The sequence below is a fragment of the Bacillus luti genome (assembly GCF_001884105.1).
GTDB classification, from domain to species: domain Bacteria; phylum Bacillota; class Bacilli; order Bacillales; family Bacillaceae_G; genus Bacillus_A; species Bacillus_A luti.
In genome coordinates, this window is the sequence record NZ_MACI01000057.1 from 19,763 (window position 1) to 37,346 (window position 17,584).

The 17,584-nt window shown below is 34.9% G+C and carries 19 protein-coding genes and 1 pseudogene; 15 read left to right on the forward strand and 5 right to left on the reverse strand.

Translation table 11 applies throughout. From position 1 onward, the window contains the following. The first annotated feature begins 99 nt into the window (after window positions 1-99). Together BAQ48_RS12630 and BAQ48_RS12635 are read left to right on the forward strand one after the other, a co-directional pair. A complete protein-coding gene (locus BAQ48_RS12630; protein WP_071711341.1) occupies window positions 100-1,038 on the forward strand; it encodes a ring-cleaving dioxygenase in 939 nt (312 codons plus the stop codon). A 24-nt stretch (window positions 1,039-1,062) separates the two neighbouring features. Further along, window positions 1,063-1,674 carry an alpha/beta hydrolase gene (locus BAQ48_RS12635; protein WP_071711342.1) on the forward strand — a complete coding sequence of 204 codons (612 nt, stop codon included), beginning with the start codon at window positions 1,063-1,065 and terminating at the stop codon, window positions 1,672-1,674. 55 nt (window positions 1,675-1,729) lie between these two features. Here BAQ48_RS12635 and BAQ48_RS12640 read toward each other — a convergent pair whose 3' ends face one another. Beyond that, complete coding sequence (locus BAQ48_RS12640; protein WP_071711343.1) at window positions 1,730-3,262, reverse strand: BA3702 family sensor histidine kinase; 1,533 nt, start codon at window positions 3,260-3,262, stop codon at window positions 1,730-1,732. Between the two features lie 233 nt (window positions 3,263-3,495). Between BAQ48_RS12640 and BAQ48_RS12650 the strand changes: the two genes are divergently transcribed. Beyond that, the gene (locus BAQ48_RS12650) at window positions 3,496-3,867 is read left to right on the forward strand and encodes a VOC family protein (protein ID WP_071711344.1); all 372 of its coding nucleotides are present in this window, start codon (window positions 3,496-3,498) and stop codon (window positions 3,865-3,867) included. Window positions 3,868-3,886: 19 nt separating this feature from the next. Here the strand turns inward: BAQ48_RS12650 and BAQ48_RS12655 are convergent, their stop codons facing one another. Then, complete coding sequence (locus BAQ48_RS12655; RefSeq protein ID WP_002018978.1) at window positions 3,887-4,726, reverse strand: YitT family protein; 840 nt, start codon at window positions 4,724-4,726, stop codon at window positions 3,887-3,889. Window positions 4,727-4,822: 96 nt separating this feature from the next. On the opposite strand from BAQ48_RS12655, the gene BAQ48_RS12660 reads away from it, so the two are divergent. The 4 genes from BAQ48_RS12660 to BAQ48_RS12675 all read left to right on the forward strand — a co-directional run bounded on the left by BAQ48_RS12660 (window position 4,823) and on the right by BAQ48_RS12675 (window position 8,349). Next, window positions 4,823-5,644, forward strand: coding sequence for a protein phosphatase 2C domain-containing protein (locus tag BAQ48_RS12660; RefSeq protein ID WP_116758512.1), 822 nt, complete (start codon window positions 4,823-4,825; stop codon window positions 5,642-5,644). A 15-nt stretch (window positions 5,645-5,659) separates the two neighbouring features. Further along, the gene (locus BAQ48_RS12665; RefSeq protein WP_071711346.1) at window positions 5,660-6,112 is read left to right on the forward strand and encodes a peptidoglycan recognition protein family protein; all 453 of its coding nucleotides are present in this window, start codon (window positions 5,660-5,662) and stop codon (window positions 6,110-6,112) included. A gap of 17 nt (window positions 6,113-6,129) precedes the next feature. Further along, window positions 6,130-6,381: a DUF2164 domain-containing protein gene (locus tag BAQ48_RS12670; RefSeq protein WP_002018980.1), complete on the forward strand. Its 252-nt coding sequence runs from the start codon at window positions 6,130-6,132 to the stop codon at window positions 6,379-6,381. A gap of 489 nt (window positions 6,382-6,870) precedes the next feature. Continuing rightward, the gene (locus tag BAQ48_RS12675; protein WP_071711503.1) at window positions 6,871-8,349 is read left to right on the forward strand and encodes a DUF4822 domain-containing protein; all 1,479 of its coding nucleotides are present in this window, start codon (window positions 6,871-6,873) and stop codon (window positions 8,347-8,349) included. Between the two features lie 176 nt (window positions 8,350-8,525). Here the strand turns inward: BAQ48_RS12675 and BAQ48_RS12680 are convergent, their stop codons facing one another. Both BAQ48_RS12680 and BAQ48_RS12685 read right to left on the reverse strand, forming a co-directional pair. Beyond that, window positions 8,526-8,738, reverse strand: coding sequence for a CsbD family protein (locus BAQ48_RS12680; protein WP_000160405.1), 213 nt, complete (start codon window positions 8,736-8,738; stop codon window positions 8,526-8,528). Between the two features lie 171 nt (window positions 8,739-8,909). Then, complete coding sequence (locus BAQ48_RS12685) at window positions 8,910-9,716, reverse strand: GNAT family N-acetyltransferase (protein WP_071711347.1); 807 nt, start codon at window positions 9,714-9,716, stop codon at window positions 8,910-8,912. Window positions 9,717-9,868: 152 nt separating this feature from the next. On the opposite strand from BAQ48_RS12685, the gene BAQ48_RS12690 reads away from it, so the two are divergent. The 7 genes and pseudogenes from BAQ48_RS12690 to BAQ48_RS12720 all read left to right on the forward strand — a co-directional run bounded on the left by BAQ48_RS12690 (window position 9,869) and on the right by BAQ48_RS12720 (window position 16,405). Continuing rightward, a complete protein-coding gene (locus BAQ48_RS12690) occupies window positions 9,869-10,072 on the forward strand; it encodes a hypothetical protein (protein WP_071711348.1) in 204 nt (67 codons plus the stop codon). A gap of 3 nt (window positions 10,073-10,075) precedes the next feature. Further along, window positions 10,076-10,246 (forward strand): annotated as a pseudogene (locus BAQ48_RS28480) (GNAT family N-acetyltransferase); the annotation flags it as partial. A gap of 277 nt (window positions 10,247-10,523) precedes the next feature. Next, window positions 10,524-11,312, forward strand: a complete 789-nt coding sequence (locus tag BAQ48_RS12700; RefSeq protein WP_071711350.1) for a helix-turn-helix domain-containing protein — start codon at window positions 10,524-10,526, stop codon at window positions 11,310-11,312. A gap of 170 nt (window positions 11,313-11,482) precedes the next feature. Continuing rightward, the gene (locus tag BAQ48_RS12705) at window positions 11,483-13,096 is read left to right on the forward strand and encodes a long-chain fatty acid--CoA ligase (protein WP_071711351.1); all 1,614 of its coding nucleotides are present in this window, start codon (window positions 11,483-11,485) and stop codon (window positions 13,094-13,096) included. A 123-nt stretch (window positions 13,097-13,219) separates the two neighbouring features. Next, window positions 13,220-13,795 (forward strand): biotin transporter BioY, encoded by a 576-nt coding sequence (locus BAQ48_RS12710; RefSeq protein ID WP_071711352.1) that lies wholly within the window; start codon window positions 13,220-13,222, stop codon window positions 13,793-13,795. A gap of 65 nt (window positions 13,796-13,860) precedes the next feature. Continuing rightward, a complete protein-coding gene (locus BAQ48_RS12715; RefSeq protein WP_071711353.1) occupies window positions 13,861-15,321 on the forward strand; it encodes an acyl-CoA synthetase in 1,461 nt (486 codons plus the stop codon). Next, on the forward strand, window positions 15,314-16,405 hold the full coding sequence (locus tag BAQ48_RS12720; RefSeq protein ID WP_071711354.1) for an acetyl-CoA C-acyltransferase: 1,092 nt from the start codon (window positions 15,314-15,316) through the stop codon (window positions 16,403-16,405). Before BAQ48_RS12715 ends, BAQ48_RS12720 begins: the two co-directional genes overlap by 8 nt. A 7-nt stretch (window positions 16,406-16,412) precedes the next feature. Here the strand turns inward: BAQ48_RS12720 and BAQ48_RS12725 are convergent, their stop codons facing one another. Then, a complete protein-coding gene (locus BAQ48_RS12725) occupies window positions 16,413-16,994 on the reverse strand; it encodes a DUF6434 domain-containing protein (protein WP_071711355.1) in 582 nt (193 codons plus the stop codon). A gap of 104 nt (window positions 16,995-17,098) precedes the next feature. On the opposite strand from BAQ48_RS12725, the gene BAQ48_RS12730 reads away from it, so the two are divergent. Beyond that, window positions 17,099-17,542, forward strand: coding sequence for an NUDIX hydrolase (locus BAQ48_RS12730; RefSeq protein WP_071711356.1), 444 nt, complete (start codon window positions 17,099-17,101; stop codon window positions 17,540-17,542). The last annotated feature ends 42 nt before the right edge of the window (window positions 17,543-17,584 follow it).

Genomic DNA, 17,584 nt, shown 5'->3' on the forward strand with positions numbered 1-17,584 from the left:
AATTATCATGACGGATTTTACTTTGCAGTATGGACAAAATGAATAATGAATTTTAATGTAAAGCAATTTTTATAATGAAATAAAAAAGGAGTGGACGAAATGGAAAAGAAAACAATGGGGATTCATCATATTACAGCGATTGTAGGACACCCACAAGAGAATGTAGATTTTTATGCTGGTGTATTAGGCTTACGTTTAGTAAAACAAACTGTAAATTTTGATGATCCAGGTACGTACCATCTTTATTTTGGTAATGAAGGAGGAAAACCTGGAACAATTATTACGTTTTTCCCATGGGCAGGTGCTCGTCAAGGAATAATTGGTGACGGTCAAGTAGGTATCACTTCTTATGTTGTACCAAAAGGGGCAATGGAGTTTTGGGAAAATAGATTAGAGAAATTTGATATTCCATATACGAAGATGACTCGCTTCGGAGAACAGTATGTAGAATTTGATGATCCACATGGTTTGCATATAGAATTAGTTGAAAGAGAAGAAGGCGAATTAAATAATTGGACTTTTGGAGAAGTTACGCCAGAAGTAGCAATTAAAGGATTTGGTGGCGCTGTTCTTTTATCGGCACAACCTCAAAAAACAGCTGAGTTATTAGAGCATGTAATGGGTCTTGAGAAAGTTGGAGAAGAAGGTGAGTTCGTACGATTCCGTTCTTCTGCTGACATTGGAAATATTATTGATTTGAAATTATCAACAATCGGACGCGGTCAGATGGGTGTTGGTACAGTTCATCATATTGCTTGGAGAGCGAGTGACGATGCTGATCAACTAGATTGGAAAGAGCATGTGTCTCGATTTGGATACGGCGTAACTCCTGTACAAGATCGAAATTATTTCAATGCGATTTATTTTAGAGAACACGGGGAAATCTTATTTGAAATTGCAACAGATCCTCCTGGTTTTGCTCATGACGAATCGTTAGAGACGATGGGCGAGGAATTAAAATTACCGGAACAATATGAACAACATAGAAAACAGATTGAACAAACGCTTTTACCGTTTGAAGTAAGAAATTTAGATTAAAGTGATTGAAGGGGGAAAAGGATTATGATGAAACATGTTTTTCAAAAAGGAAAAGATACGTCAAAGCCAGTGTTGTTATTACTTCATGGTACTGGTGGTAATGAATTAGATTTATTACCACTTGCAGAAATAATTGATCCGGAAGCTTCAGTATTAAGTGTTCGTGGAAATGTGTTAGAGAATGGGATGCCGCGTTTCTTCCGCCGATTAGCAGAAGGTATTTTTGATGAAGAGGATTTAATTTTCCGTACGAAGGAATTAAATGAATTTTTAGATGAAGCGGCTAAAGAATATGAATTCGATAGAAACAACATTGTTGCTATCGGTTATTCAAATGGAGCAAATATTGCGGCGAGCTTATTGTTCCATTATGAAAATGCGTTAAAAGGTGCTGTGCTTCATCATCCGATGGTGCCTAGAAGAGGGATGCAATTGCCTGATTTAGCAGAGAAAGCTGTATTTATTGCTGCTGGAACAAATGATCCGATTTGTTCACCTTCTGAGTCAGAGGAATTGAAGACATTATTAGAAACTGCAAATGCTAATGTAACAATGCACTGGGAAAATAGAGGGCATCAATTAACAATGGGTGAAGTGGAAAAAGCAAAAGAGTGGTATGATAAAATAATTCTATAAGCTATGAATAATAAAAGAAGCATCTGCTAACGATTAGCAGATGCTTCTTTTATAGTTAAGACTGGATTGCAAGATGAGATGAAGAAAGTGGTAATTGAATATCAACGATAGTACCTTTATTTATTTCACTTGAAATGTGTAATTTCCCATGATGTTCTTCAATTATTTTGTAGCACATCATCAATCCTAGTCCAGTACCTTTTTCTTTTAAACTATAAAACGGTTCGCCTAAACGAGAGATGCGATCTTCTGGAATGCCACAGCCTTCGTCAATAATACGAATTACGATGAAATTATCGTCTAACGGTTTGATTTGAATGAAAATATTTCCGCCATTTGGCATCGCTTCTATTGCGTTTTTTAATACATTAATAAAAACTTGTTTTAATTGATTACCGTCGCATTGAATGTCATGTTTATGATTAAAATGATCCATAATAATATGGACGCTATGCATGATGGCAGTCGGTAAAATGAATGTGACTACCTCTTCTATTAAAGTTTGTATGTTGCAAGTTTGTATAGATAAAACTTGAGGTTTCGACATCGCCATAAATTGACTCGTGATAGATTCCATTTGTGAAATCTCACTTAACATAACATCGACATACCATTTATTGTCCTCATTTATTTCAGGGAGTAGCAATGTTAAAAAACCTTTGAGAGAAGTGAGTGGATTTCGAATTTCATGGGCAATTCCAGCTGTCAGTTGTCCGACTACTGCGAGTTTTTCTGATTTTCGTAATAACTTCTCAGTTTCTTTTAGCTCAGTAACATCCCTGCCCATCACGATAAGACCTTTGCGAGAACCGTCGGGATGATAAAGTGGAACTTTTGATATACTTAAGATGAGGTCGAAATCATCTCTATGTATAATGAATTCCTCTCCATGAAGAATTTGTCTTTGTTGCCATGCTAGTTCATCTACTTCTTCACAGTGTAAAAAAGCTTCTCGGTACGCTTCATTATATTGAATGAGTTCACTATCCCTTTTTCCGTGATACGGTACATGGTGGAAATTGAAGCAAGAAAGTGCATAGTCATTTGCTTCAAGCCAGCGACCTTCATGATCTTTGAATATAACAAACGCAGGCATTGAATTCATCAATGTACGCAATCGCTTCTCGCTATCTTTTAACATTTTCTCAATTCTTTCTGATTTTTCAAGGGGCTTCATAATCGCATATACACCTGTTAGACGATTGCGAACAAAAGTCGGAACTAGTTTTGTTACAACATCTAATAAATAGCCGTCTTTATGGTAAATAGAGATGATATACTCTTTTTGATTGTCAGCTGTAGTATTTTTTATATATTGTGGCACTTGTTCAGAAATATGAGCTTCTAAAATAGTGGTGATGTTTTTTCGCTCTAATTCTTCTGAAGAGTAACCTAGTATTCTTTCAGCAGAAGGATTAATATGCAAAATAACGCCTTCTAAGTTCAATGAAATAATACTATCAGGGTTGTGTTCAAAAAGAGAGGCATACATTTCTACTAAAGAACGATCTTGAATATGGTTTCGCAAACGCCCAGATATATTAGGCGGACGTTTTTTTTGTGTAGATGAATATTTTTTACGACTCATAATATTTCCTCCGTACAACTAGCATCTAAAAGATTTGTCTATTCATAACTATAATATAGATGTAATGTGTATTTCTATAAAAAATGGAAGTTGCAGAATAAATTTTGTTTTTTTCTTTTTATAAAAGGAGTATAAGGTGGTAATAAGAGGATCTTATATGGTTTTATAAATCTTTTGTAAGTTACAGGGGGCTGTTTTCCTTATAACATTAGAATAGAAGAGGGGGAGAGAAAATGAGAAACTATATTCAAGGAATCGACCACGTGCAAGTTGCTGCACCTGCAGGATGTGAAGAAGAAGCGCGAGAATTTTATGGTAATACAATTGGCATGGAAGAAATTCCGAAGCCAGAAGAATTAAAGAAGCGTGGTGGATGTTGGTTTAAGTGTGGGAATCAAGAAATCCATATTGGTGTGGAGCAAAACTTTATACCAGCTAAAAAGGCACATCCTGCTTTTTATGTGAATGAAATTAATGAATTTAAGCAAATGTTGATAGATCGAGGTGTCGAATTGATTGATGATCATGCACGGCCAGATGTAATTAGATTTTACGTGTCTGATCCATTTGGAAATCGGGTTGAATTTATGCAAAATAAAGACTAGGTGGATTCCCGCCTAGTCTTTAATTTCTTCTGAAAAGTCCTAACACTTCTACAGTTTCCGTAATATTAACGAACGCATTTGGGTCAATTTCAGAAATTGTTAGTTTCATACTTGCTAATTCTTCACGAGAAACGACTGTCATAAGTACACGCTTTTTCTCGCTTGAATAAGCACCTTCGCCGTCGAGTAATGTAATCCCACGTACAACGGTTGAAAGAAGGTGTTGTTTCATTTTTTCTGCTTCGTTTGTTACAATCATAAGTGTAACTTTACTATGTTTTGTATGAACAGCATCGATTACTTTACCAGTTACATAAATTGAAAGTAAGCTTGTAAGTGCAACATCCCAAGTGAAGAAGAATCCTGCAATAACAACAACGACTGCATTTAAAGCAATAAGGAATCCGCCAAGTTTAATGTCTCGCTTGCGGGATAATAACATACCGATAATATCAAATCCACCAGTTGATCCATTGCAATTAAAAACAAGACCGATACCAGCTCCGGCAATGACACCTCCGAAGATAGATGATAAAAGTGGATCTGTTGCTACGACTTTTACTGGAACATAGTATAATGCAACAGATAATACAATTACAGAGATAACAGTGTTAAAAATTACTTTTTTTCCAAGACCTATGTATCCTAAAATAAGGATAGGTAAGTTTAATACGAAGTTAATAATACCTGTATTCACAGGAGTTACAATCCCTAAAATAATAGCAATTCCGCCAATTCCACTACTTAAAATTTTGTGGGGGATAAGGAAAAGATTAAAGGCAATCGCGATAATAATAGAACCAATAATAACACCAAGAAATCTAACCATTTCTTTCCCGTCCTTCACTAAAAAATTCATATTATTTCAAGATTATATATGATATTGAAAGTTTTAGGGGAAAACAGTTTATTTTGGAAAATTAGATTAATCAAAAGAATTTGAGTATTTTATCATTTGAAAGGGGATACAGTTGTGAAGATAAAAACATATCAACAAAAAAGTCCGTTGAAGCAAGAATGTGAGGATTCTTATTTTTGTAATGAAGATAAAATGATGTATGGTGTATGCGACGGGGCAACACCACTCGTTCCTTTTCAAGATGAAAAGGGACACAATGGAGCATACATCGCTTCACATTTATTTGCAAGTTATTTTACTTCATTACGAGAAAATTATAGTTTGCAAGTTGCAGTTGCGAAAGCAAATGAAGTATTACAAAGCAAGATGCTAGAATATAAGGTTGATACGGCAAAAAAAGAAGATTTGTGGTGCACATGTATTGCCGCAGTTCAAATAGATGGTACGAAAATTGAATATGCGCAGCTAGGGGACTGTATGATTGTCGCAATCCTTCGAAATGGAATGATGCAAGTAGTAACAAAAGACACTGTTAAAGGAATTAGTAAACGAGCCAAAAAGAAAAGGGAAGAAGATCGTGAAAAAGGTTTATCTGTACCAGAAGAACATGTTTTTCAAGATGTTCGAGAACAGTTAAAATACAATCGTTATCTTGCAAATATGTCAAATGGCTATTCTGTCGCAAATGGAATGAAAGAAGCAATGAATTATTTACAACATGGTGAATTACATATAGATGAAGTGAGCGGGATTTTTATTTGTTCAGATGGGCTATTTCACCCAGATTGGTCAATTGAACAAACTGTTGCATATATAAGAAAGAATAGTATAAACGAATATATAGAAATTATTGAAGAGTTAGAAGAAGAAAGTAGAATAAGACCAGACGATAAAACAATTATAATGATTGATTTTTAAGAGGAGGTAATTCATATGGAAATTAAATGTGTAAATTTAACGTTTCAAGATGAATTAATTCCGTTAGAAAGAGTAAATAAGCTTATTATTCACCATACATCAGAAGATGGATGGGATGTGTATAAAACACATGAATTTCATCAAAAGGTAAGGGGATGGAGCGGGATTGGTTACAATTATTTTATTGAAGAAGATGGAACTGTAGTCGAAGGGCGAGGTTTACATATTGGAGCACATGCGAAAGATAATAATAGGGATACAATTGGAATATGTATGGCGGGTAATTTTGATAAATATGATCCAACTACCCCGCAAATGAATTCATTATATTCTTTATGTAAAATGTTTATGAAACAGTTTGCTGTAGAGCAAGAAAATATACTCGGCCATAGGGAGTTAGAAGGGGTTACAAAAACCTGTCCAGGAAATCGCTTTTCTATGGTAGAGTTAAGAAAAGTATTATCTTAAATATAGAGGAGTAACGAATGATGATGAACATAAAAATACCAACTGATAAAAAAGAAGAGCTTGTAGCACAAATTCAGCAATTTTTCGTTGAAGAAGATTTAGATGAAATTGGGCGTTTTCAAGCAGAACGTTTAATAGAAGAAATGATTAAATTAGTAGGACCTTTTGCATACAATCAAGCAATTGGGGATGCAAGAAAACTTGTAACTGAAAAATTATCAAATATTGAAGAAGATTTGTATGTATTAGAGAAGAGTGAAGGGAAGTAAACTTTCGCCAATTATAAAATAAGTATATGCCGCGGCTTCTTTCCGATGTTCTGTTTGGAAAGAGCCGTGAAGTTGTTTTTAGCCATATAAAATAAAACTTTTCTTTTGTGCCAAAGGGGATCCTAGAATTTAAAAAACGTTATTCTTTCTTAACAAGCTAGATGAGAAAGAATAACGTTTTTTTTATAAAAAGATTGAGATTAAAAATATATTATCTTAATTTTATCTTTTTTTAATAATTTATTTATGGGCAATTTATAGTTGCTATTTATAATTCCTATATATAGCAGCTATGGACACTACGAAAAGGAACTTTGGAGATGTAACGATGTAGGTAGCGATATACTTTGTATCAAAGTTCGGGGGATAGAAAATTTATATCCAATTAGCTGTAATCAAAACTTAAAACATGAATTGCTCACATAGAATCTTCCTTTGGAAGAAAAGTGGGGTAGTTCTTTGTTAAATGAAGGAAAGGATTGGGAAGCTATGAATAAAACAATTTTAAAAACATGTATCATATCAGTGGTTTTAGGTGGAAGCCTATTAAGTGAAGGAAATGGAGAGGTGAAAGCAGAAGAGAATACACCACAAACGAATCATACTGGTGTATTCAAAGATGTTCCAAAGGATCACTGGGCATATGAGGCGATTCAGCAATTAACAGGTGAGAAAATCATTTTCGGCTATGATGATGGAAGATTTGGTTTTGGAGATAACGTAACGCGCGAACAAGTTGCAGCTTTAATGTATCGTTATTTTAATATGACAGAAAACAAAAATTATCAGAACCCGTATGGGGACGTAAGCGAAGAGTCGACAAGCTATATAAAGGAAATCTTGTCTTTAACAGAAATGGGTGTTTTTACGGGTGACGAGCATGGGAACTTTAGACCGAAGGCATCCTTAACACGTGCAGAAATGGCACAGGTTCTTACAAATGCTTTTCATTTAAAGGCAAAGGGTAATCACACTTTTAATGACGTTTCAACGAATTCGTGGGCAAGAAATGCAATTAGTGCTGTTCAAACAAATAATATTGCAAAAGGAGTAGGAGGAGGGAAATTTGCTCCAAGTATGGATGTGACGCGCGAACAGTATGCACAATTTTTATACAATGCAATACAAGAAACTGAGCAAACTAAACAAACGAAAGGGCAAATACTGGCTAGTATACTTGGTGAAACAAATTGGCAAGGGACAAAAGTCTATGACAAAGATCATAATGATTTAACGAAAGAAAATCAAAATTTCATCGGGCTTGCAAAATATGATGCTAAAACGGCAAGGTATGAATTTTTTAATGCAAATACAGGAGAGAGTCGTAATGATATCGGTACTTTTTTTATAACTAACGATGGAAAGAAAAGAGTGTTAATTTCTGAAACGCAAAATTATCAAGCGGTTGTTGAATTAACGCAATTAGACAAGGAGAAATTTACATATAAAAGAATGGGGAAAGATACAAAAGGGAACGATGTAGAAGTATTTGTTGAACATGTTCCTTATCATGAAAAAGAGTTGTCTTTTACGCGTCCTGATAAAAATTTAGAGAGCTCGACGGGAAAAATAGTTACAAACGTTGATGGCGATGAAATTTTATCTAGTACACTATGGAACGGAACGGTGGTATTAGACGAACAGGGTAATAATGTAACAAAATACAACTCAAACTTAATCAGTCTAGCAAAATACGATAAAAATACAAATAAATATGAGTTTTTCAATGTGAATACAGGAGAAAGTCGTGGAGACTATGGTTTCTTTGATGTGGTACATGGTAATAAAATAAGAGCTCATGTATCGTTAGGAAATAATAAATATGGTGCAGTCCTTGAACTTACAGAGTTAAATAAAGATAAATTTACGTATACAAGAATAGGGAAAGATGCGAATGGAAAAGATATAAAAATCTTTGTTGAGCATGAACCGTATACAGGTGACCTAAAACCAAATTTCACAAAGTAAGATGTAAAAGTAATCTTTTACTCTAGTAAAGGAAATATGTTAGTAAGGAAAAGGCTGAGTGGTTAGAGAATTAAAATAGTTGTTTATAGACAAATAGATGCCTTGAGGCATCTATTTGTCGTTTTAAAATGATTTTATGGGTAAATATAAAATACAAATTCTCTTTTCTCGTTCTTTTATTTATTCTCTTTATGTTCTTTATATTCATGAACTTTTTCTTTTACATTACCGACAGTATCTTTAGCAGTGCCTTTGATTTTATCCCATTTTCCTTCGGCTTGTAATTTCTTATTGTCAGTTACTTTCCCAACAACTTCCTTTACTTCACCTTTTACTTTATCAATGGCACCTTCTACTTTTTCTTTTAAACCATGATCATGCTTTGTCATACATTTCTCCTCCTTGTAGTTTGATTAGAATTCTCTTTTCATATTGCAAGTTGAATGATGTATCTAGTAATAGCGTAACAAATATAGTTTGAATATTCAAATTATTAATAGAGTTGAAAAGGAATTGTCATAAAGTGTATAAAGTTGTAATGAGAAGAGAAAGAATGTTAACTACATGTCTTTTGCGGTCCAGATTGATTTTGTATAAGCAATTTTCATATGGGCACGTTCCATGTTATTTTGACTGCCGCTACCGAACATGGCTTGTCCAACTATTAATTGGCAGTTTGATGCTATTGCTGTTTCTATTCGTTTCTGAATTAATGCAGTATGACAGCCTTTACGCTGAAATTCTGGCAAAGTGGCAGAAGCAGCTAATGATGCGACACCTTTATTTATATAGAGAACTCCTATACTAGCAGGAGTGTTTTGAATTTCAGCTATGAAAAAATGCCATCCGGGTTTATTATAAAGAATTTCGTTATTTTGACGAACACCATCTTTAGTAAAGGGAGGCATATGAAACCCACGTACATATATGTCTGCAAAAATATCAAACTCATTTTCTTTTAGTTGGCGTACTGAAATGTTAGAAGGAAGAAGGGACGGATCTTCTCTCGGTGTACTATATAAAGCGGTATGGAAGCTAGATTGATAAAAACCTTTTTCAGATAAGTATTGAAATAGTTCAGCTGTACCTTGTGCTGGCGTAATTTCAAAACGACAAGGGATTTGTAGTGATTGATAATAAGAGATGATTTCATCTACCTGAGCTGTATTTGTAATACCTTTTACCGTATTAAAAGCAGGACCAGCAATTACTTTTGATGAAAAGGCGGTGGCACTTCCGAATTGTTCTATTTGTACTTGCATTGGATTTTCTTTTATCGCTTGTAGTGCCTCTAATCTAGAAGAAAGCATATTTATTTCTGCGTTTTCTATTTCTTGTGCTGTATTGAGCGTCATAATTGTACTCATATAATTCCTCCGTCAGTAAATATATTTCATAGTACATATACGATGTTTGTTCTAATATTCCTGTTGAAATGTAAGAGAATATGAAGTTTTTTGGAAGGGAAATGGAAGTGAACTGTCGAAGGGAGTGGAAACAGATTAAAGGTGGTGCTCTCATGAAACAGAAAGACGTGCAGACATGCTCTAATTGTGGTTCTCATAACATAGGAGAAGGTGAGTTTGTCGGATATGCACAAATACGGAAAAAGGAAACGATGTTTACATCTTCACCAGTAGATGCTTATATTTGTACAGATTGCGGGAATATCCTTTTATTAAAAGTACGAAATTATGAAAAATTTAAGCAGAAGCCGTTATGATTCTTGAGAAGTGGTTTTATTAGGGAAGTTAATAAGGGTAATATTTTACATAAATATGAGTATGCCTCAGATAAAGAGATGAAAACATATACTGTGTGGGATGCATATCAATCGCTATACGACATACCAAAATGTATAGAGAAAATTATAAATCAATATGAGGAAGAAAAATTACCCCTCTTGGAATATTTCATATTGAAAACTCCTTTAAATAAATAAGGGAGTTTTTGTCTTTTTTATAACAATAATTACCTTTAATTGTTATAATTGGTTATTGATAGGGATTGTTTTATTAACGTCATAATCATAGAAGAAACTAGCTAAATCGTAGGTGAAACCGCAATATAACACAATCGCAACCGTAAGTTGACAAAGCGCAACCGCAGGAAGATAGAGATAGTGGCAATGTTTACATACAATTTAGGTAAGAAAAACAAAGGGGGACACACATATGGAATTTGGTGAAAAATTATTTAAATTAAGAAAGGAAAAGGGACTTTCTCAAGAAGCGTTAGCTGAGAAATTAAACACGACAAGGCAAGCAGTTAGTAAATGGGAAAATGGTCAAGGGTTTCCTGAAACTGAAAAGTTAATAATGATTGGAAATGTATTCGAAGTATCTCTTGATTACTTATTAAAAGAAACTGCTGAACAAAGTAATGAAAAGGAAAATGGTTATTACGTAAGTAAGGAAATGGCAGAAGGTTATATAGTGTATGGACAAAAAATTTCTAAATATATTGCGTTAGGATTTAGTTTGCTCATTTTATCTACAATACCGTATTTACTATTTAAAGAAAATGCAACAATGTCTACGTTCCTTGTCATTATTATTGCAGTGCTGGGGATTGGGGCAATGATGGTACCTGTAACGATAGAAGAGAGTCGATACAATGTATTGAAAAAAGAAGAACTACTATTTGATCAAAACTTTCTAAAAGAATTGACAAAAAGATATGCGACTATAAAAAAGAAATATGCTGCAGTGGTGGTTGTTGGATTTTGTTTCATAGCAGCAGGGGCAATACCGTTTTTATTTGAGAAAAAACGAATCACTTCAGGAGAGCTAGTGCAGTATTATCCTTACTGTGTTGTACTTATTGCTATTGGATTCTATCTTTTTGTTCGTGTTTTAGGAGTGTTAGAGACGTATCGGATTTTAGTAGAAAATAAAGAATATAGTAATCGTTTTATTTTTAAATTGAAAAAGAAAGTAAGAGAAAAGGTGGATAGTTTATAAAAAATAAAAAACATGTTTCGGATCAGTGTATTCAAAACATGTTTTTTTTATTGAGCTGAATTATTTCCAAAGAAATAATTCAGAAAATACTGAAAAATATCGTAAATATTTGTTGAAGTCTGTTATAATATATTAAAATGAAAACGCTTTAAAGGGAGGATGTAACCAATATGATGATGAATGTACCTCTAACAATTAGTTCTATGATGGAAAGAGCAGAAAAGTTATTCCCGAAGAAAGAAATCGTTTCTCGCACACATGATACCATTACGACATTAACGTATAAGCAGCTAGGAGAAAGGACGAGAAGACTCTCTAGTGCGTTAAAAAAGCTTGGGATTAAGGAAGGCGAACGTGTAGGTACGTTAGCGTGGAATCATCATCGACATGTGGAAGCGTATTTTGCTATTCCTGGTATTGCTTCCGTTTTACACACAATTAATATTCGTTTATCTCCTCAACATATTTCATACATTATTCAGCATGCGGAAGATCGAATTTTACTTATTGATGAAGATCTCGTACCACTCGTTGAAAGTATTCAATCCGAATTATCAACTGTACAAGCCTACATTGTTATGACTGATAAAGATGAGCTCCCAAAAACTACACTTCAGCCTGTATATCATTATGAGAAACTTTTAGAAGAAGGCGACGCAAATTTCCAATTTGTACAAGATATTGATGAAAACACACCTGCTGGTATGTGTTATACGTCAGCGACTACAGGAAACCCAAAAGGTGTTGTATATACACATCGAAGTACTGTATTACACTGTATGGCACTTGGTTTAGCTGATACAGCTGCTTTATCGGAAAGCGATGCGGCGATGGCAATTGTACCGATGTTTCATGTGAATGCTTGGGGACTTCCTTTCGCAGCTACTTGGTTTGGATCAAAACAAGTTCTTCCAGGGCCGATGTTTAATCCGAAAATTTTATTAGAAATGATCCAATCTGAAAAAGTAACGATAGCTGCAGGTGTGCCGACAATTTGGCTCGGTGTATTACAAGAGTTAGAAAATAATAGTTACGATTTATCTAGTATGACGAGAATTTTATGCGGTGGTGCAGCTGCGCCGAAAAGTGTTATTAAAGCATTTGAACAAAAACATAATGTTCCTTTCATACATGCATATGGAATGACTGAAACGAGCCCGCTCGTAACACTTGCACGTTTAAAAAGTTATGAAACAGAATTGTCGTATGAAGAGCAATTAGAAATCCGTTCAAAACAAGGATATCTTGTACCAGGTGTAGAGATGAAAGTAGTCGGTACAAATGGTGAAGTGAAGTGGGACGGTACAGAGATGGGAGAGCTATGTTTACGAGCGCCATGGATCGCTGAAAGCTATTATAACGATGAGCGTACTGTCGAAGGTTTTCGTGATGGTTGGTTATATACAGGAGATGTCGTTACGGTTGATGAGGAAGGTTGCGTGAAAATTGTTGACCGTACGAAAGATGTTATTAAAAGCGGTGGAGAATGGATTTCCTCGGTTGATCTTGAAAATGCATTAATGGCACATGATGCTATATTTGAAGCGGCTGTTGTTGCAATTCCTCATCCGCAGTGGCAAGAGCGACCAGTTGCCTGCGTTGTTCAAAAGAAAAATAGTGCAGTAACAAAAGAAGAAATATATGAGTTTTTAAAACCACAGTTTGCGAAGTGGTGGTTACCAGACGATATTGTATTTATGGAAGAAATACCGAAAACATCTGTTGGAAAGTTTTTAAAACAAGCGCTGCGGAAAGAGCTTGAGCATTTGCATAAAGAAAAATAATTGAATCCTCATTTGTAAACTTTCGTTAAAACTAAGTTGACAAACGGGAGGTTGAAAGATAATATAATTCTTGTAATATGTTATCTAAATTTTAATTTAAGTTTACAAATGGGAGAAGCAAACATGAATACAAAAAACTTAGTTTTCGTCGCTTTATTTAGTGCTATTATGGGAGTGTTAGGATTAATACCTCCGATTGCTCTTTCTATTACACCAGTTCCAATTACATTACAATCACTTGGTGTTATGCTTGCTGGTGGACTGTTAGGATCACGTCTTGGTGCATTAAGTCAACTTGTTTTCTTGCTTATTGTAGGAGTGGGAGCACCATTACTTGCTGGTGGACGCGGTGGCCTTGGTGTATTTTTTGGGCCAAGTGCAGGATATTTACTTGGTTATATTGTTGGAGCGTTTGTCATTGGGTATTTAATTGAGCGTTTACGTAAAGTTTCTATTATAAAAGTATTATGTATTAATATAATTGGTGGTATTTTCGTAGTTTATGTATTTGGTATCATTGTGCAAGCTTTCGTAATGGATATTTCTATATGGCAGACGATGAAAGTAAGTGTTGTATTTTTACCAGGTGATTGCATAAAAGCGATTATAGCAGCAGTTCTTGTAACGAAATTACATCGTTCATTGAAACATATTATTACGCCTGCTCTAAAGAGTGGGAAATATACAAATGCGGGATAAGAAAGAGAAGAAACACGTTCATTACGTGTTTCTTTTTGTTATTTTGTAAAGAAAGGACGTCTCATATGGGGATTACAAAAGAATATAAAAAGCATGCCTCTTTACAAGCAAATAAAATAGCGATAAAGGAAGATAATCGAGTTTTAACATATAAAGAGTGGTTTGAGTCAGTATGTAAAGTAGTAAACTGGTTGAATGAAAAAGAATCAAAAAATAAAACAATAGCAATTGTATTAGAAAATAGTATCGAGTTTTTACAACTATTTGCTGGTGCCGCTATGGCCGGATGGGTGTGTGTGCCCTTAGATATAAAATGGAAAAAGGATGAGCTAAAGGAAAGACTAGCAATCAGTAATCCAGATATGATTATTGCGGAACGATATAAGTTAAATGATATTTCGGATGAAGAAGGAAGGATAATTGAAATTGATAAATGGAAGCAAATAATAGAGAACTATCTTCCTACAGAGCACATTGTAGAAAGTGTACAACATGCTCCTTTTTATATGGGATTTACATCAGGATCGACTGGGAAGGCAAAGGTATTTTTACGTGCACAACAATCGTGGGTTCATAGTTTTGATTGTAATGTACATGACTTTCATATGAAAAAGGAAGATTCTATTTTAATAGCTGGGACGTTTGTTCACTCTCTTTTCTTATACGGTGCAATAAGTGCATTATATATGGGACAAACCGTACATATTATGAGAAAGTTTATTCCGAATCAAGTGTTAGATAAGTTAATAACTGAAAATATTTCGGTCATGTATACAGTACCAACAATGCTTGAATCTTTATATAAAGAAAATAGAGTAATAGAAAATGAAATGAAAATTATTTCGTCAGGAGCGAAGTGGGAAGCTGAAGCGAAAGAAAAAATAAAGAGTATATTTCCTTATGCGAAAAGATATGAATTTTACGGTGCATCTGAACTTAGTTTTGTAACAACATTAGTCGATGAAGAGAGCAGAAAGCTAAATTCGGTAGGAAAGCCTTGTCACAATGTGCAAGTTCGAATATGTAATGAAGCAGGAGAAATCGTGCAGACAGGTGATGTAGGAACTATTTATGTGAAAAGTGAGCAGTTTTTTATGGGATACATAATAGATGGAGTTGTAGCCCAGGAGTTGACTACTGAGGGCTGGATGACAGTGCGAGATGTAGGTTATCAAGATGAAGAAGGATATATATATATTGTTGGTAGAGAGAAGAATATGATTTTATTTGGAGGAATCAATATTTATCCAGAGGAAATAGAAAGTGTGTTATATACTCATCCAGCTGTTGAAGAAATTGTTGTAGTTGGTGTGAAAGATAGTTATTGGGGTGAAAAACCTGTCGCTATCGTAAAAGGCTGTGCTACGAAGCAACAATTAAAGAATTTTTGCTTACAACGATTATCCTCTTTTAAAATACCGAAAGAATGGTATTTTGTTGATGAAATCCCGTATACAAATAGCGGGAAGATTGCTCGTGTTGCAGCAAAAAGTATGATTGAAAACCGGGAGAAAATATATGAATAGAGCGGTTATTGTAGAGGCGAAAAGAACACCTATTGGCAAGAAGAATGGGATGTTAAAAGATTATGAAGTTCAGCAATTGGCAGCACCACTTCTTACGTTTTTAAGTAAAGGAATTGAGAGAGAAATAGACGATGTTATATTAGGGAATGTCATTGGGCCAGGAGGGAATGTTGCAAGGCTGTCTACATTAGAGGCGGGGCTCGGTTATCATATTCCTGGTGTAACGATTGATCGGCAATGTGGTGCTGGATTGGAAGCGATTCGCACCGCATGTCATTTCATTCAAGGCGGGGCAGGTAATTGTTATATTGCAGGAGGAGTAGAGAGTACAAGTACATCACCTTTTCAAAAGAGAGCGCGATTTTCACCAGAAACAACTGGTGATCCTAATATGGGAGTGGCGGCTGAATATGTTGCAAAGCGTTATAACATAACGCGAGAAATGCAAGACGAGTATGCTTGTCTTAGTTATAAACGAACACTGCAAGCGTTAGAAAAAGGATATATACATGATGAAATATTGTCTTTTAATGGATTATTAGATGAATCTATAAGGCGAGAAATGCAGTATGAAAGAATGATTAAAAGAACAAAGCCTGCGTTTTTACAAAGTGGTACAGTAACCGCAGGGAATTCATGTGGTGTAAATGATGGGGCATGTGCAGTTCTTGCAATGGAAGAGGGACAAGCCCGAAAATTAGGATACAAGCCTGTACTTCGTTTCGTTCATAGTGCTGTAGTTGGAGTGGATCCAAATCTTCCGGGAACTGGTCCGATATTTGCGGTGAACAAATTATTAAACGAAATGAATGTAAAAATAGAAGACATCGACTACTTTGAAATAAATGAAGCGTTCGCGTCAAAAATTGTGGCTTGTACAAAGGAGTTACAAATTCCATATGAAAAATTAAATGTAAATGGAGGTGCAATTGCGCTCGGTCATCCGTACGGTGCATCTGGGGCTATGCTTGTAACGCGCTTGTTTTATCAGGCGAAACGAGAACATATGAAATATGGAATTGCGACATTAGGAATAGGGGGCGGAATAGGGATGGCGCTATTATTTGAGAAAGTAGAAGACTAGAAAGGAACTAGTTTTCTACTCTTTGAGGAATATAAGCGTTGCTACCAGGCTTTGCTTTTATTTCATTCCAAGCAGCTATAGCATCAGCTTTTGATTTTCCTTTATTATTTGGATCTTCGAAAAAGTCGCGAGTGAAACGATTGTATTCAAACTGCGCGCTGATAGTTGTTTTGTATGTAGAATCTTTTTTTCGTTCATTTTCTTCATACCAAAACGTTATCGCGTCTTCATATGTTTTTCCAACATTCTCTTTAAAAAATTTTTGAAGAGCTACTGTAAAGCGGAAGTTTGCTCCAATTTTTTCTTTGAAAAAAGCCCGTACATCTTCGCTACAGCGGTGATTGTTAGTAATAATCGTTTGAGGGGAAAGGTCTTTATAAGAGAGAGAAGTTTTACTCGCCTTTTGACCAGAGCTGTTTTTTAATATTTTACCAGTAGTTAAATAATGTGAGATACGCTCGGTTATTTCGATCTTAGAGCCACTAGCTGGTAACTCATGCTCACGACAAAATGTTTGGAGTTCTGCTTTTAACCAATAATAGTTTTGGAAATCTTCAAGTAATATAGATTTTGTTAAAGGTGGACGCATGAATGTAACAACTTCTTTCTTCCATAATTTTCTTTAATTATAAAACGTACGTTCTTTTTATGGAAGGATTAATTTGTAAATATAACGGGAAGAGGAGATTGCATATGGAAAATGTAATGCAAGTTCGTGTTACGGGAATTTTAATTGAAGATGAAAAGATTTTGTTAGTAAAGCAAAAGGTTGCTAATCGCAATTGGTCTTTACCCGGGGGAAGGGTAGAGAACGGTGAAACGTTAGAAGAAGCAATGATTCGAGAAATGAGAGAAGAAACAGGGTTAGAAGTTAAAATTAAGAAGCTACTCTATGTTTGTGATAAACCAGATGCTAGTCCATCTTTATTACATATTACGTTTCTGCTTGAAAGGATTGAAGGTGAAATTACGCTACCTTCTAATGAGTTTGATCATAATCCAATTCAAGATGTACAAATGGTACCGATTAAAGATTTAAGTCAATATGGTTTTTCGGAAACTTTTATAAAGCTTGTAAATGAAGGGTTTGAAAATGCAGGGAGTTACCAAGGATTGAAACAAAATATTGGCCTGTAACTATAGAGGAAGGACAGCTATTAGCTATCCTTCCTAAAAGTG